The 12465-nt window shown below is 71.0% G+C and carries 18 protein-coding genes; 13 read left to right on the top strand and 5 right to left on the bottom strand.

What is annotated here, in order from left to right:
- Positions 1 to 173 precede the first annotated feature (173 nt).
- The gene (locus tag AAHG09_RS19925) at positions 174 to 1415 is read left to right on the top strand and encodes a pyridoxal phosphate-dependent aminotransferase (RefSeq protein ID WP_342109226.1); all 1242 of its coding nucleotides are present in this window, start codon (positions 174 to 176) and stop codon (positions 1413 to 1415) included.
- A 194-nt stretch (positions 1416 to 1609) separates the two neighbouring features.
- Here the strand turns inward: AAHG09_RS19925 and AAHG09_RS19920 are convergent, their stop codons facing one another.
- Entirely contained in the window at positions 1610 to 2536 is a 927-nt protein-coding gene (locus AAHG09_RS19920; protein ID WP_342109225.1) for a dihydrodipicolinate synthase family protein, read from the bottom strand.
- A gap of 330 nt (positions 2537 to 2866) precedes the next feature.
- Here AAHG09_RS19920 and AAHG09_RS19915 point away from each other — a divergent pair, with 330 nt between their 5' ends.
- The 3 genes from AAHG09_RS19915 (at position 2867) to AAHG09_RS19905 (ending at position 5410) form a co-directional block, all read left to right on the top strand.
- A complete protein-coding gene (locus AAHG09_RS19915; protein ID WP_412760063.1) occupies positions 2867 to 3643 on the top strand; it encodes an amino acid ABC transporter substrate-binding protein in 777 nt (258 codons plus the stop codon).
- Between the two features lie 331 nt (positions 3644 to 3974).
- Positions 3975 to 4655: an amino acid ABC transporter permease gene (locus tag AAHG09_RS19910; protein ID WP_342109224.1), complete on the top strand. Its 681-nt coding sequence runs from the start codon at positions 3975 to 3977 to the stop codon at positions 4653 to 4655.
- Positions 4652 to 5410: an amino acid ABC transporter ATP-binding protein gene (locus tag AAHG09_RS19905; RefSeq protein WP_342109223.1), complete on the top strand. Its 759-nt coding sequence runs from the start codon at positions 4652 to 4654 to the stop codon at positions 5408 to 5410. The genes AAHG09_RS19910 and AAHG09_RS19905 overlap by 4 nt, the downstream gene beginning before the upstream one ends.
- A gap of 14 nt (positions 5411 to 5424) precedes the next feature.
- Here the strand turns inward: AAHG09_RS19905 and AAHG09_RS19900 are convergent, their stop codons facing one another.
- Positions 5425 to 7428 (bottom strand): OPT family oligopeptide transporter, encoded by a 2004-nt coding sequence (locus AAHG09_RS19900; protein ID WP_342109222.1) that lies wholly within the window; start codon positions 7426 to 7428, stop codon positions 5425 to 5427.
- A gap of 211 nt (positions 7429 to 7639) precedes the next feature.
- On the opposite strand from AAHG09_RS19900, the gene AAHG09_RS19895 reads away from it, so the two are divergent.
- From AAHG09_RS19895 to AAHG09_RS19875, 5 genes are all read left to right on the top strand, one after another.
- The gene (locus AAHG09_RS19895; protein WP_342109221.1) at positions 7640 to 8083 is read left to right on the top strand and encodes a DMT family transporter; all 444 of its coding nucleotides are present in this window, start codon (positions 7640 to 7642) and stop codon (positions 8081 to 8083) included.
- Between the two features lie 39 nt (positions 8084 to 8122).
- Positions 8123 to 8566 carry a DMT family transporter gene (locus AAHG09_RS19890; protein WP_342109220.1) on the top strand — a complete coding sequence of 148 codons (444 nt, stop codon included), beginning with the start codon at positions 8123 to 8125 and terminating at the stop codon, positions 8564 to 8566.
- A 77-nt stretch (positions 8567 to 8643) separates the two neighbouring features.
- On the top strand, positions 8644 to 8868 hold the full coding sequence (locus AAHG09_RS19885; protein ID WP_342109219.1) for a hypothetical protein: 225 nt from the start codon (positions 8644 to 8646) through the stop codon (positions 8866 to 8868).
- Between the two features lie 29 nt (positions 8869 to 8897).
- Positions 8898 to 9131, top strand: coding sequence for a YgjV family protein (locus AAHG09_RS19880; protein ID WP_342109218.1), 234 nt, complete (start codon positions 8898 to 8900; stop codon positions 9129 to 9131).
- A gap of 105 nt (positions 9132 to 9236) precedes the next feature.
- Entirely contained in the window at positions 9237 to 9977 is a 741-nt protein-coding gene (locus AAHG09_RS19875) for a DUF4336 domain-containing protein (protein ID WP_342109217.1), read from the top strand.
- A 23-nt stretch (positions 9978 to 10000) separates the two neighbouring features.
- Here the strand turns inward: AAHG09_RS19875 and AAHG09_RS19870 are convergent, their stop codons facing one another.
- Positions 10001 to 10246, bottom strand: coding sequence for a hypothetical protein (locus tag AAHG09_RS19870; protein ID WP_342109216.1), 246 nt, complete (start codon positions 10244 to 10246; stop codon positions 10001 to 10003).
- Positions 10247 to 10430: 184 nt separating this feature from the next.
- Here AAHG09_RS19870 and AAHG09_RS19865 point away from each other — a divergent pair, with 184 nt between their 5' ends.
- A complete protein-coding gene (locus AAHG09_RS19865; protein ID WP_342109214.1) occupies positions 10431 to 10811 on the top strand; it encodes a hypothetical protein in 381 nt (126 codons plus the stop codon).
- 25 nt (positions 10812 to 10836) lie between these two features.
- Here the strand turns inward: AAHG09_RS19865 and AAHG09_RS19860 are convergent, their stop codons facing one another.
- Positions 10837 to 11145, bottom strand: coding sequence for a hypothetical protein (locus AAHG09_RS19860; protein ID WP_342109213.1), 309 nt, complete (start codon positions 11143 to 11145; stop codon positions 10837 to 10839).
- 101 nt (positions 11146 to 11246) lie between these two features.
- On the opposite strand from AAHG09_RS19860, the gene AAHG09_RS19855 reads away from it, so the two are divergent.
- The gene (locus tag AAHG09_RS19855; protein ID WP_342109212.1) at positions 11247 to 11507 is read left to right on the top strand and encodes a hypothetical protein; all 261 of its coding nucleotides are present in this window, start codon (positions 11247 to 11249) and stop codon (positions 11505 to 11507) included.
- A 126-nt stretch (positions 11508 to 11633) separates the two neighbouring features.
- Complete coding sequence (locus tag AAHG09_RS19850) at positions 11634 to 11822, top strand: hypothetical protein (RefSeq protein WP_342109211.1); 189 nt, start codon at positions 11634 to 11636, stop codon at positions 11820 to 11822.
- A 34-nt stretch (positions 11823 to 11856) separates the two neighbouring features.
- Here AAHG09_RS19850 and AAHG09_RS19845 read toward each other — a convergent pair whose 3' ends face one another.
- Entirely contained in the window at positions 11857 to 12102 is a 246-nt protein-coding gene (locus AAHG09_RS19845) for a hypothetical protein (protein WP_342109210.1), read from the bottom strand.
- A gap of 113 nt (positions 12103 to 12215) precedes the next feature.
- On the opposite strand from AAHG09_RS19845, the gene AAHG09_RS19840 reads away from it, so the two are divergent.
- Positions 12216 to 12449: a DUF2171 domain-containing protein gene (locus AAHG09_RS19840; RefSeq protein WP_342109209.1), complete on the top strand. Its 234-nt coding sequence runs from the start codon at positions 12216 to 12218 to the stop codon at positions 12447 to 12449.
- Positions 12450 to 12465: the final 16 nt, after the last annotated feature.

The following is a 12465-nucleotide window of genomic DNA, read 5'->3' as shown; positions in this document are numbered from 1 at the left end:
TCGATGCGCCACGCAGGGTCGCCGACAGGTCTGGACGCGTGGTCCGGAACGCGGCAGGGTCGGCGCCCAACCCACGATCGGGACGCTGCCGGCCCGGCGCCGCATCGGGCCGACGGGCCGCGACGCGCCCCCAGCCGATCGCGGCCGGACACCACGAGAGCCCACCGCGCCCCATGGCCGATTCCCCCGCCGCGACCCTTGCCGAAGCCGCCCCGGTCGATCTCAACGCGCTCCTGTCGGACCGCATCCGCGGCATCGGCACGAGCCAGATCGGCCTCGTGGCGGATCGCGGGCGCGACGACCCCGATGTGGTGAAGCTCTGGATCGGCGAGGGCGACCTGCCGACGCCGCCCTTCATCATCGAGGCGGCGCACCGGGCGATGCTCGACGGGCACACCCGCTACACGACGTCCCTCGGCCTGCCGGCCCTGCGCGAGGCCTTGGGCGCCTATCACGCCCGCCACTGGGGCGTGGAGATCCCGCCCGACCGGTTCGCCGTCACGGCCGGCGGCATGAACGCGATCATGCAGGCCGCCCAGGTGCTGCTGGAGCCGGGCGACGAGATCATCATCCCCTCCCCGGCCTGGCCGAACCTCCGGGAGGCGGTGCGCATCGCCGGCGGCGTGCCGGTGGCGGTGCCCTACCGGAGGCAACCGGACGGGCGCTTCGCCCTGCCGCTCGCCGATATCGAGGCGGCGCTGACGCCCCGCACCCGGGTGATCATGATCAACTCGCCCTCGAACCCGACGGGCTGGACCATGCCGCTCGCCGAGATGGAGGCCCTGCGCGACCTCGCCCGCGCCCGGGGCCTCTGGATCCTGTCGGACGAGGTCTACGCCCACTTCACCTACGGCAACCACATCGCGCCGTCCTTCCTGCAGATCTGCGAGCCGGACGACCGATTGATCGTCACCAATACCTTCTCGAAGAACTGGGCGATGACCGGCTGGCGGGCCGGCTGGGTCATCTATCCGCGCGGGCTGGCGCCGACCTTCGCCAAGCTCGGGCAGTACAGCACCACCTCGATCTCGACCTTCGTGCAGCATGCCTGCATCGCGGCGCTGAACGAGGGCGACGGCTTCATCCGCACCATGGTCGACCGCTGCGCCGAGGCCCGGACAATCCTGGTGGACGGCCTGTCCCGGCTGCCGGGTGTCACCGTGGCGCCGCCGGACGGCGCCTTCTACCTGATGGCCCGGATGGGCGGCGACGAGCCGAGCCTCGACCTCGCGCTGCGCCTGCTGCGGGAGGCGAAGGTCGGGGTGGCCCCCGGCACCGCTTTCGGGCCGGAGGGCGAGGGTCTGGTGCGGATCTGCTTCGCCATCAGCCCGGAACTGGCGCGGGAGGCGGTGGCGCGCCTGTCGGCCGTGCTGGGGCGCGACGGACGAACCGACCGGAGTTCAGGCTCGGCGTGAAAGCCGAGTTCCCTCGCCCCGCCTGCGGGGCTTGTAGATCCACACATTTCCATCGCGAACGGGCACGAAGGGCTCCGTATCACCCCTCCCCCGCACAGGGGGGAGGGAGCGTCGCCTCCTGCAATGTCGCAACATGACAGCAGGGGGAAAGCAGCGCGCTTGTCAGGCCACTGCGCGTCCGCCGTCGATGAATCTCACCGCCCCCAGCGCAGCACCAGCGCGTTGTTGCGCCGGGCGAGCTCGATCAGGCCGGACCGGGTCGCCGGGTGGAGCGGCTGGAGCGGCAGGCGCGCGGTCTCGTGGGCAATCACTCCGCCCGCCTGCATCAGCGCCTTGCAGGCGAGCAGCCCGCATTGCCGGTTCTCGTAGTTGATCAGCGGCAGCCAGCGTTCGTACGCGTCCAAGGCCTCGTCCCGGCGGCCGGCCGCGTAGGCGTCGGTGATCTGGCGGATCCCGTCCGGATAGGCGCCGCCGGTCATCGCCCCGGTGGCGCCGGCATCGAGATCGGCCATCAGGGTGATCGCCTCTTCGCCGTCCCAGGGGCCGACCACGGCGTCGCCGCCGAGCGCGATCAGCTCGCGCAGCTTCGCGGCCGCCTGGGCGGTCTCGATCTTGAAATAGGAGACGTTGGCGATCTCCCGGGCCATGCGCGCCAGGAACGCGGCCGAGAGCGGCGTGCCCGAAACCGGTGCATCCTGGATCATGATCGGGATCGAGATCGCGTCCGAGACGGCGCGGAAAAAGTCGTAGATGCCGGCCTCGGGCACGCGGATCGTGGCGCCGTGATAGGGCGGCATGATCATCACCATGCTGGCCCCGGCGTCTTGCGCCCGGCGCGAGCGCTCGGCGCAGACCTGCGTGGCGAAGTGCGTCGTGGTGACGATCACCGGCACGCGGCCCGCCACGTGGTCCAGCACCGCGTCCATCACCCGCTCGCGCTCGTCGTCGGTCAGCACGAACTGCTCGGAGAAATTGGCGAGGATGCAGATGCCGTGGCTGCCGGCATCGATCATGAAGTCGATCGCCCGGCGCTGCCCGTCGAGGTCGAGGGCGCCGGAGGCGTCGAACACCGTGGGGGCGACCGGGAAGACGCCGCGATAGGGCTGGGCAAACGAGGTCATGGGCGGTCCTTCTGCCGCGGAGCCAGGGGTTCCGCCCCGCGAATCATCGGATGAACGAGGCGGGCCGCCTCCTATCACGAACGCCATGCGGCAGTGTCGCAATGAGGAGCCGTCGGTGTGACAGGAGCGCCAGCTTAGTTTCGGCCCGAGCCCCAGGGCAATCCCGACGCGGCCGAACTAGACCGGCGCGATGGAGTGGGGATTTGCCACGATCGATCCGCTTCCTTGCCTTGACGGCCGGCCTCGATTCATTGACGCAATGCGCGCGGGGGCCGGGATCGACTTCGGTCACCGCGAGAGAATAGTGTTATCGGCCTGAGGTATTTTCGGATGCGACGTTTCTCGACCGGTCTGGCCGCGATGCTGGCCGTCTCGGCCCTTCTCCTGGGTGCGCCCGCCCGGGCCGACGATCTCGACACGATCCGGGCCGCCAAGACCCTGCGCATCGGCACCGAGGGCACCTACGCGCCCTTCACGTTCCACGATGCCTCCGGGGCGCTGACCGGGTTCGACGTGGAGATCGGCCGCAAGGTCGCCGAGAAGCTCGGGGTCACGCCGCAATTCCTCGAAGGCAAGTGGGACGGGCTGATCGCCGGGCTCGACGGCGGGCGCTACGACGTGGTGATCAACCAAGTCGGCATCACCAAGGAGCGGCAGGCGAAGTTCGACTTCTCGGAGCCGTACATCCGCTCCCGCGCCGTGCTGATCACGAAGGCCGACCGGGCCGACATCACGTCCTTCGCCGACCTGAAGGGCAAGAAGGCGGCCCAGAGCCTGACCAGCAACTTCGCCCGCCTCGCCGAGCAATCCGGGGCGCAGCTCGTCGGCACCGACGGGTTCGATCAATCGGTCCAGTTGGTGATCACCGGGCGGGCCGACGCCACCATCAATGACAGCCTGTCGTTCCTCGACTTCCACAAGCAGAAGCCGAACGCCCCGGTGAAGATCGCCGCCGAGCAGGCCGACGCGGACGCCTCCGGGATCATCCTGCGCAAGAACAACCCCGCGCTGAAGGCCGCCCTCGACAAGGCGCTGGCGGACATCAAGGCCGATGGCAGCTACGCGGCGATCGCGCAGAAGTATTTCGGGACGGACGTGTCGAAGTAGGTTTGTCCAGTTCTCTCATCAGCGGGCCACAATATCGACACTGCGCGAGCCGCAACGCGCTCTCCTCCCCCTTGCGGGGAGGAGTTTGGGGATCGCAGATCCCGCGTGGGGGTGGTGTAGAAGGCAACGCTGCGCCCCATCCTGAACCACCCCCACCCCTGGCCCCTCCCCGCAAGGGGGAGGGAAAAGCGCCTGTTTCTCAGAACCTGGGTGTTCGGCAGGGACGTGTGAATCCGCTGTCCGCAAGCGGGCGGGAGCATGCGCGGATCCGGCCCATTCTCCGATACAGCCGTGTAAAGAACTCCCTTCCCCCGAAAGGAATCACCGCCCCGTGCCGCACTGGCTCGACCTCATGCTTCAGTCGCTCGGGCCGCTGCTCGTCGCGGGCTTGCGCTTCACCGTTCCGCTGACGCTGATCGCCTTCGCGCTGGGGCTCAGTCTCGGGCTCGGGACGGCCCTCGTGCGCCTGTTCGCCCCGCGCCCCGTGGCAGCGCTGGCGTGGCTTTACGTGTGGATCTTCCGGGGCACCCCGCTCCTCGTGCAGCTGTTCGTGATCTTCTACGGCCTGCCGAGCGCCGGGATCCTGATCGACGCCTTCCCGGCCGCGGTGATCGGGTTCACCCTGAACGTCGGCGCCTACACGTCCGAGATCATCCGGGCCGCCATCGCGTCCATTCCGAAAGGCCAGTGGGAGGCGTCCTACGCGATCGGCATGACACCCGCCCAGGCGCTGCGCCGCACGATCCTGCCGCAGGCGGCGCGGGTGGCGGTGCCGTCGCTCGCCAACACCTTCATCGCCCTCGTGAAGGACACCTCCCTCGCCGCCGCCATCACGGTGCCCGAGCTGTTCCAGGCGGCCCAGCGCATCGTCGCGGTCACCTACGAGCCGCTGATCCTCTACACCGAGGCCGCGCTGATCTACCTCGTCCTGTCCACGCTCCTGTCCGGACTCCAGACGCTCCTGGAACGGCGCCTCGGGCGCTACGGCGGCTATCTGGAGGCGCGCGCATGATCGCCCTGTCGGCCATCGAGAAACGGTTCGGCGCCAACCCGGTGCTGCGGGGGGTCGACCTCGCCATTCCGGAGGGGCAGGTGACGGCGCTGATCGGCCCGTCCGGCTCGGGCAAGTCGACGCTCCTGCGCTGCGTGAACCTGCTGGAGATCCCGCAGGGCGGCACGCTGACCCTCGGCGACATCCGCCTCGCCTTCCGGCCCGGGCATCCGCCCGCCCGGCGGGACGTGCTCGCCGTGCGCCGCCAGACCGGCATGGTGTTCCAGAACTTCCAGCTCTTCCCCCACCGCACCGTGGCCGAGAACGTGATGGAGGGTCTCGTCACCGTGGCGAAGTGGCCGCCCGCGAAGGCCCGGGCCCGGGCGCTGGACCTGCTGGAGCGCGTCGGCCTCGCCCAGAAGGCGGCGGATTGGCCCGCCAGCCTGTCGGGCGGCCAGCCGCAGCGGGTGGCGATCGCCCGGGCCCTCGCGCCGTCCCCGCGCCTGCTGCTCTGCGACGAGCCGACCTCGGCCCTCGATCCGGAACTCGCCGCCGAGGTGGTGGACGTGCTGGCCGGTCTCGCGGGCGAGGGCATGACCATGCTGATGGCGACCCACGACCTGCGTCTGGCCCGTCGCGTCGCCGACCGGGTGGTGTTCCTGGAGGGCGGCGGGATCGTCGAGCAGGGGTCGGCCGCCGACCTGTTCGGGACGCCGGAGGATCCGCGCACGCGGCGCTTCATCCGCACGCTGCTCGGCGAGGCCGCGGGCGCCTGATCGGTAGAGCCGGATCAGGACGCGCGCCGCTCCGGGGTCGAGACCATCCGCAGGTAGACCGCCAGGGCCGCCAGGAAGACCCCGAGTCCGAGCCCCGTGGCGTAGGGCGCAAAGCCCTTCCCCGCGATGGCGAGCGCCGCGCTGTGCCCCGCCATGAGATCGGCGCCGGCCAGCAGGACGCCGACGCAGCTCTCCCCGACCAGGAAGCCCGAGGCGAGCAGCACGCCGCGGCGGCGCGCGGCGCCCACCGCCTTGTCGGCCGCCGTGTCGCCCCCGGCCCCGACCCGGGCGCGCAGCCGGCGCTCGGCCACCCAGCCGAGGATGCCGCCGATGGCGATCGTCATCTCGACCGACAGCGGCAGGTACATGCCGATCCCGACGGTCAGCGCCGGGAAGGTGAAGTCGCGCCGCTTCAGCCACGTCTCGGCGGCGACCAGCACCACCCCGAGCCCGGCCCCGATCAGCACCATGCGCCAGGGCAGCGCGCTGTGGACGATGCCGCTGGCGATCTGGGTCATCAGGGCGGCCTGGGGCGCCGCCATGGCGCTTCCCGCATCCTGGCCCTCGCGCAACGGTGCCCCGACGAAGCCGTAGGCCTCGTAGAGCAGCGACAGGATCGGGGCGATCACCACGGCCCCGATCCCGACGCCGAGGATCAGCGCGACCTGCTGGTGCCAGGGCGTCGCGCCGAGCACCTGGCCGGTCTTCAGGTCCTGCAGGTTGTCGTTGGCGATCGAGGAGGTGGTGACGATGACGGAGGTCAGCAGCAGGGTCATGCCGGTGACGAACCGGTCGCCCTCCGGCCCGGCGGAATGGCCGAGGATCAGCGGCAGCAGCAGCGCGGTCGCCATCGTGGTCAGGATCCCGATCCCGGAGATCGGGCTCGACGACGAGCCGAGGAGGCCGGCGAGGTAGCCGCAGGCCGCCGCCATCAGGAAGCCGAACAGCACCGTGAACACAGTCGCGGCGAGCACCAGCACGATCAGCAGGCCGCCGAGATCGGCGGGCTGGGCGAAGACCCAGAACAGGCCCGCCAGCGGCACGCTCAGGGCGAGGCTCGCGGCGGCGACCCAAATGATCGGCAGGTCGCGCTCCTCGCGGGGATGATCCTTGCCGAGGCCGCCGGCACCGGAGAGCGCCGCGCGGATGCTGCCGAGGATCGGCTTGGCGAGCGAGCCGACCGTCCAAAGGCCTCCCACCGCGATGATGCCGGCCCCCATGAGCCGCACCTGATCGGACCACACGGCCTCGGCCGCCGCCCCGGCGGATTTGGACGGATCGGGCGACAGGGCGGTCAGCACCGGCACCGCGATCCCCCAGGCGATCACCACCCCGGTCAGCAGCGCGAGGCAGGCGCCGATGCCCACGAGGTAGCCGACGCCGACCAGCGCCAGCGAGAACCCCGTCCCGGTGCGGAACGCCGCCCCGCCGAGGCTGATCGCGCCGTTGAGGCCGTCGCCCAGAACCTTCAGGCCGGTGGTGGCGAACCCGATCGCGCCGGCGACGCCCGCGGCCGACAGCAGGTCGCGCAGGCCGCGGCTACCCTCCTCCTCCTGGCCGGTCCGGAGCACCTCGGCGGCCGCGATCCCCTCCGGGTAAGGCAGGTCGCTGCCCGCCACGAGGGCGCGGCGCAGGGGGATCGAGAAGGCGACGCCGAGCAGGCCGCCGAGCAGGCACACCGCGGTGGTCTGCCAGAACGGGAAACCGTGCCAGTGCCCGACGAGGACGAGGCCCGGGAGCGCCAGGATGACGTTGCACAGGGTGCCGGCGGCCGAGGCCTGCGTCTGCACGATGTTGTTCTCGAGGATGCCGGCCCCGCCCATCAGCCGGAACGCACCCATCGAGATCATCGCGGCCGGGATCGACGACGAGAACGTCATCCCGGTCTTCAACCCCATGTAGAGATTGGCCGCCATGAAGACGACCGTGATGGCCGCGCCCAGGGCGATGCCGCGCAGGGTCAGCTCCGCCGGATGGTCCTGCGATCTCAGCGACGTCGTCGGGCTGCGGGCGTCCATCCGGTCCCCTGGCTGTCGTATGCAAACAGCTTGAGGGTACAGAACTTTCCCGAGACCACTATTCGAGCCCTATATTTGAAACAGTAGACCGACTGAGGCGATCTGTCCCGGGTCGAGCGGCGGATGTGATGCAGTCATCCGCCGACCCGACGGGTTTCGCAGCAGACCGTCTGCGCCGGCGGCTCCTTCGCGCGACAACCCGGACGCCGCCATGTGGTATCTCTACGGCCTCGCCCTGCTGGCCGGCGTCGCGAACGCCATCGAGCCCGGCCAGAACGCGACGCTGGCCAAGGCCACGGGGCAGCCGATGCTGGCCGGGATCTTCTGCTTCGCCCTGGCGATGGTCTGCCTCCTCGGCGCGATGGTGGTCGTCCGGCTGTGGAACCCGTCGACCGCCGAAGAGGCCACCCCGGTCCCCTGGTGGGCGTGGCCCGGCGGCATCCTCGGCGCCCTCGTTGTCCTGGCGCAGCTCTACGTCTCGGAGCAGATCGGCGCCGCGCCCTTCCTGGGCTGCGTGATCACGGCGGGCGTGGTCGGCTCGATCGCCCTCGATCACTACGGCCTCGTCGGCTTCGAGCGCCATCCCGCCGGCCGCTGGCGCATCGCGGGCGGTGTCCTGATGCTCGTCGGCGTCGCCCTGGTGGCGGCGTTCTGACCGCCCGCACGCCCCTCCCCGTCCGATCAGGATCGTCGCATGCTGTTCCTCTACGGCTTCGCGTTGCTCGCCGGCCTCGCCAGCGCGGTCGAGCCGGGCCAGAATGCGGGCCTCGCCAAATCCTTTGGACGGCCGCTCCTGGCGGGCGTCGTCAGCCTCCTGGTCAGCATCGTCACCATCGCGGTGATCATGGTGGTGAGCGGCGCGTTCGGTCTGCCCGGGATGGGTCGCCTCGCCGAGGTCCCCTGGTGGGCCTGGCTCGGCGGCCTGATGAGCGCGGGCCTGACGGCGGCGCAGCTCTACCTGTCCAAGCGGATCGGAGCCGCCGCCTTCCTCGGCCTGATCGTCACCGCGGGGGTGGTCACCTCGATCCTGCTCGACAATTTCGGCCTCGTCGGCTTCAAGGTCCACCCGGCGAGCCTGTGGCGCATCCTCGGCGGTGCCCTGATGATCGCCGGGGTCGGTCTCGTCGCCCGGTTCTGAGGCCGGCTGCGGCGGCGGGATCCGTCTGCGCCGCTGCGGCGTTTTCCCGGACCGCCACCCCTGCCCGGAGTTCTGCCGTGGGGCTCGCCGCTTTCGCCTTCTTCGTCATCCCCTGGATGGCCGTCGCCGCCTGGCTGTTCCTGCGGCCCGGAGGCTTCCGCCAGGGCGTCCCGGCGGCCCCCTGGCGTCCGCTCGCGGATTACCCGCCGCCGGCGCGGGACCAGCAGCACGCCGCCGAGACGCGCAGCCTCGAAACCGGCTCCGCGCATGACGGCAAGCACGCGCCGATCGAGGTCGGCTGAAAGCTGGATCAGGCCTCGGCCTGGAACAGGTGCAGGTTGAAGCTGCCGCCCTCGGCCTGCCAGAGGGCGCGCGCCTCCACGCGGCGCCCCAGCCCATGCGGCTGCTGTTCCTCGGCGCCTCCCTGTGCTGGGCCGGCCATAACCTGCTGGTCGGCTCGGCCTTCGGTCTGACCTGCGACCTGCTGACGATCTTCGGCCTCGCGATCGCGCTGCTGCGTGCGCTTCCGGCCCGCCCGATCACCCCGGAGGGCCTGCGGGCGTAGCGGGCCCCTGCGGCGATCGACCCGGGAAACCCCATGGGTTCCCGGCGTTCCGCTAGGGCCGATTGCGCCGCGTCCAGCGGCCGGCCATCGACCGGAGACCCATCCTTGCCCGAGGCCACCTATCCCCCGCTCGACGTGCTCAAGGCGGTGGCCGACGGCGTGTGGATCGTCGACAGCGGGCCGTTGCGCGCCCTCGGCATCCCGCTCCCCGTCCGGATGACCGTCATCCGGCTCCGCGACGGCGCGCTCTGGCTGCACTCGCCGACGCGCTACGATCCGCGCCTGCATCGGGAGATCGCGGCGCTCGGGCCGATCCGCCATCTCGTCGCGCCGAATATCGCCCACTGGACCTACCTGAAGGCGTGGCAGGACCATTGCCCGGAGGCGCTGACCTGGGCAGCCCCGAACCTGCGCCGGCGGGGGCAGGTCCGCCGCTCCGGCCTGCGGATCAACCGGGTGCTGGCGGACGCGGCACCGCCGGACTGGGAAGCGGACCTGCGCCAGACCGTCGTGCCGGGCGGCCTGTCGTTCCGGGAGGTCGGCTTCTTCCACGACGCGAGCCGGACCCTGATCCTGACCGACCTCGTCCTCAACCTCGAGCCGGCGAAGATGCCGGCCCTGGTGCGGCCGTTCCTGCAGCTGGCCCGCATGACGACGCCCCACGGACAGCCGCCGCCCTATCTGCGCCTCGTGATCAAGCTGCGGCGTCGAGCGGCGGCACGGGCGGCTGCGGAGCTGATCGCCTTGAAGCCGGAACGGGTCATCTTCGCGCACGGATTATGGTTCGCGGGCGACGCCACCGCGCGCCTGCGCCACGCCCTGCGCTGGCTCGGTCGGTTCAGCTGAGGGCGCACCGGACCGCGGACGGCTCAATCGTCATTGGCGAGCTGCTGCAGGATCCAGACCTGCGCGACGGCGAGATTGGCGAAGACCGGCGGGTTGATCGGGTCGATCGGACCGAAGCCCGCTTCGAGGAACCACTTGCCCGCGTCCGCTCCGTGCTGCTCCGACAGGCGGACCAGCACGGCGACGAGGAAGCCGTCCGCGAAGACGAGCTGGCTCTCGGCGTCGTCGCTCCGCGTTGCGACCTGCGCCGACTGCAGGTTCAGGATCATGGGGCGCACAACCTTCGCGCTTTCGGCGGGAGGATCCGCGGCGACGGGACGTGCCCGGCATTGCCCCGCGCCTGCCTGTCCAATCAGACCCCCGCGCCGAAGTTCCGAGCCGGGAAACGCCCGGAACACGACCCGGACCGCCCGGTTGGCCTGTCCTGGAGCGGGCGCCCGGAGCCGGAATCCCATGGACGATCGGACGAGGGCCCGCGGGCTGGCTTGGCTCGGTCTCGCCGAGACCTTCGCGCCGCGGCGCGTCGCCGAAGCGGCGGGGCTGGAAGGCCACGCGGGCCTCATCCGGCTCTACGGCCTGCCCGAGATCGCCTCGGGCGTGGCCATCCTGGTCTCCTCCGAGCCGGAGCGGCAGCTCGGCGTGCGCGTGGCGGGCGACCTCCGCGACGGCGGGCTGCCGGCGGCCCGCTCCACCCCCGCCGATCCCCGCCGCGGCCGCACCCTGGCGGTGTCCCTGGCGGTGGCACCCGTCGTCCTGCTCGACACCGCAATCTGGCTGAAGGCCCGCAACCGGCCGCACGCCCGCGCACCTGCCTCGTCCCGCGATCGAGGGTGACAAGGGGGGCCCCGACGCCGCGCCTTCAAGGGCTGTCGCCATCTCCGGAAGCCGGATTATCGCCGTCGAGCGAGCGGGCGAGTTCGGTCAGCACCTCCTCGACCATGGGTGGCCAGGGGGCATTCTCCGCGTCCATGAGGCGCGCGGCGCCGACCAGGGCGGTGATCTGCGCGTCGTAGACCGGCCGCCCGACGAGCTGCGCGTAGCGCACCCGGGCGGCGAGCGCCGTCGCCAGGCGCTGGACCTCCGCGAGCTTCGCGTTCGGCGCGCGGATGCCCTCGCCGTTGCCCATGCCTGCGCCCCCTCGCATCTCCTGCTGGTTGTCATAGGCCATGACCGGCGCGCCGTCAGCGGGTTGCAGGGACGCCCCGGGAACTTCCGCCGGCCGGGAGCGTCGATTCCGCAAACAGACGCTTGTCCCGTCAGGAGTTTCCCATGCGCACGACGACCATCCTCGCCCTGGCCGCCTCCCTGGCCTTCGCCGCCCCGGCTTTCGCGGATCCGATCAGCCAGACCGGCACGGGCGGCGGCCCGACCTCGACCGCGAAGGCCCCGCACACCACCGCGACCGGCCAGACCGTGCCGAACCCGAATGCCCTCAATCCGAGGGAGACCGGCAGCATCGACCGGCGCAGCACGAACGAGGAGCGCAACGACGCCATCACCAACGGCATCTGCATCGGCTGCGCACGGTAGGGATCGGGCCGGGCTCGCGCGCGCGCCCGGCCACGGCATGGCAGCGTGGATGCAGGATGTCTTGAACAGCCGCACAGCATCGGCCACATCAGCGGTCCCAAGCCAACCATGAACAGGAGTTGACGCGTGGCAAACGAGGCTGTCGATCAGGCGACAGACAAGACCTATTTTGGTCTGACCTTATCCCAGCATGCGGAGCGGATCAGAAAGCTCGCAACGGAGCGCGGCCTGACCGGCGAGGTCTTCGACCGCGTGACCAAGAAGGCCGTCGAGATGATCCCGACGATCCGTCTGAACGAGACGTCCCAGCGGTAAGAACGTCCCGGCGGTAAGACCGGATCGGGCCGGCTCAGCGCTCGGCCCGCAGGCTCTTGATGATGCGGCTCGCGATCTTGCGCACGGCCGCATCATCCCGGGCCTCCCCATCCCCCCTGTCCCAGAGATGATCCAGGCTGCCGTCGAGCTCGTCGAGCAGTTCCGGATGGCGCTGGGCCAGGAAGCGGATCGTCCCGAACAGCAGGTGCTCGGTCGCCATCTCGCGGCGGCTTGCCTCGACGATCGGGTCGTGGGTCGGGGTGGGGGCTTGCTCTGTCATGCGAGCCCAACGATCGGTCGGCGCTCCGGTTCGGCGCGGCGCGCTGCCGCGGCGCTGAAGCCGGAACAGCACCGAATCGCGCCGGTTGTCGTCCCACAGCAGGGAGAAGCCCGATGGTCGATGCCGCGCAGATCCGGGAGCACGCCGACGTGGTCGGCTCGGACGGCGTCCATGTCGGCACCGTCGATCACGTCGACAAGGGCGAGATCAAGCTGACCAAGCGCGATGCCGCCTCGGGCGGCCTGCACCACTACATCCCCCTCGATTTCGTGCACGCGGTCAACGACGGCAAGGTCGAGCTCGACCGGCCGGCCGCCGAGGTCATGCGGGAGTGGTCGACCTCCTGACGCGAAGCCCCGGCGT

Source organism: Methylobacterium guangdongense (genome assembly GCF_038442355.1).
In the GTDB taxonomy this organism is placed as follows: domain Bacteria; phylum Pseudomonadota; class Alphaproteobacteria; order Rhizobiales; family Beijerinckiaceae; genus Methylobacterium; species Methylobacterium guangdongense.
This window is presented reverse-complemented; position numbering and strand designations above follow the sequence as displayed.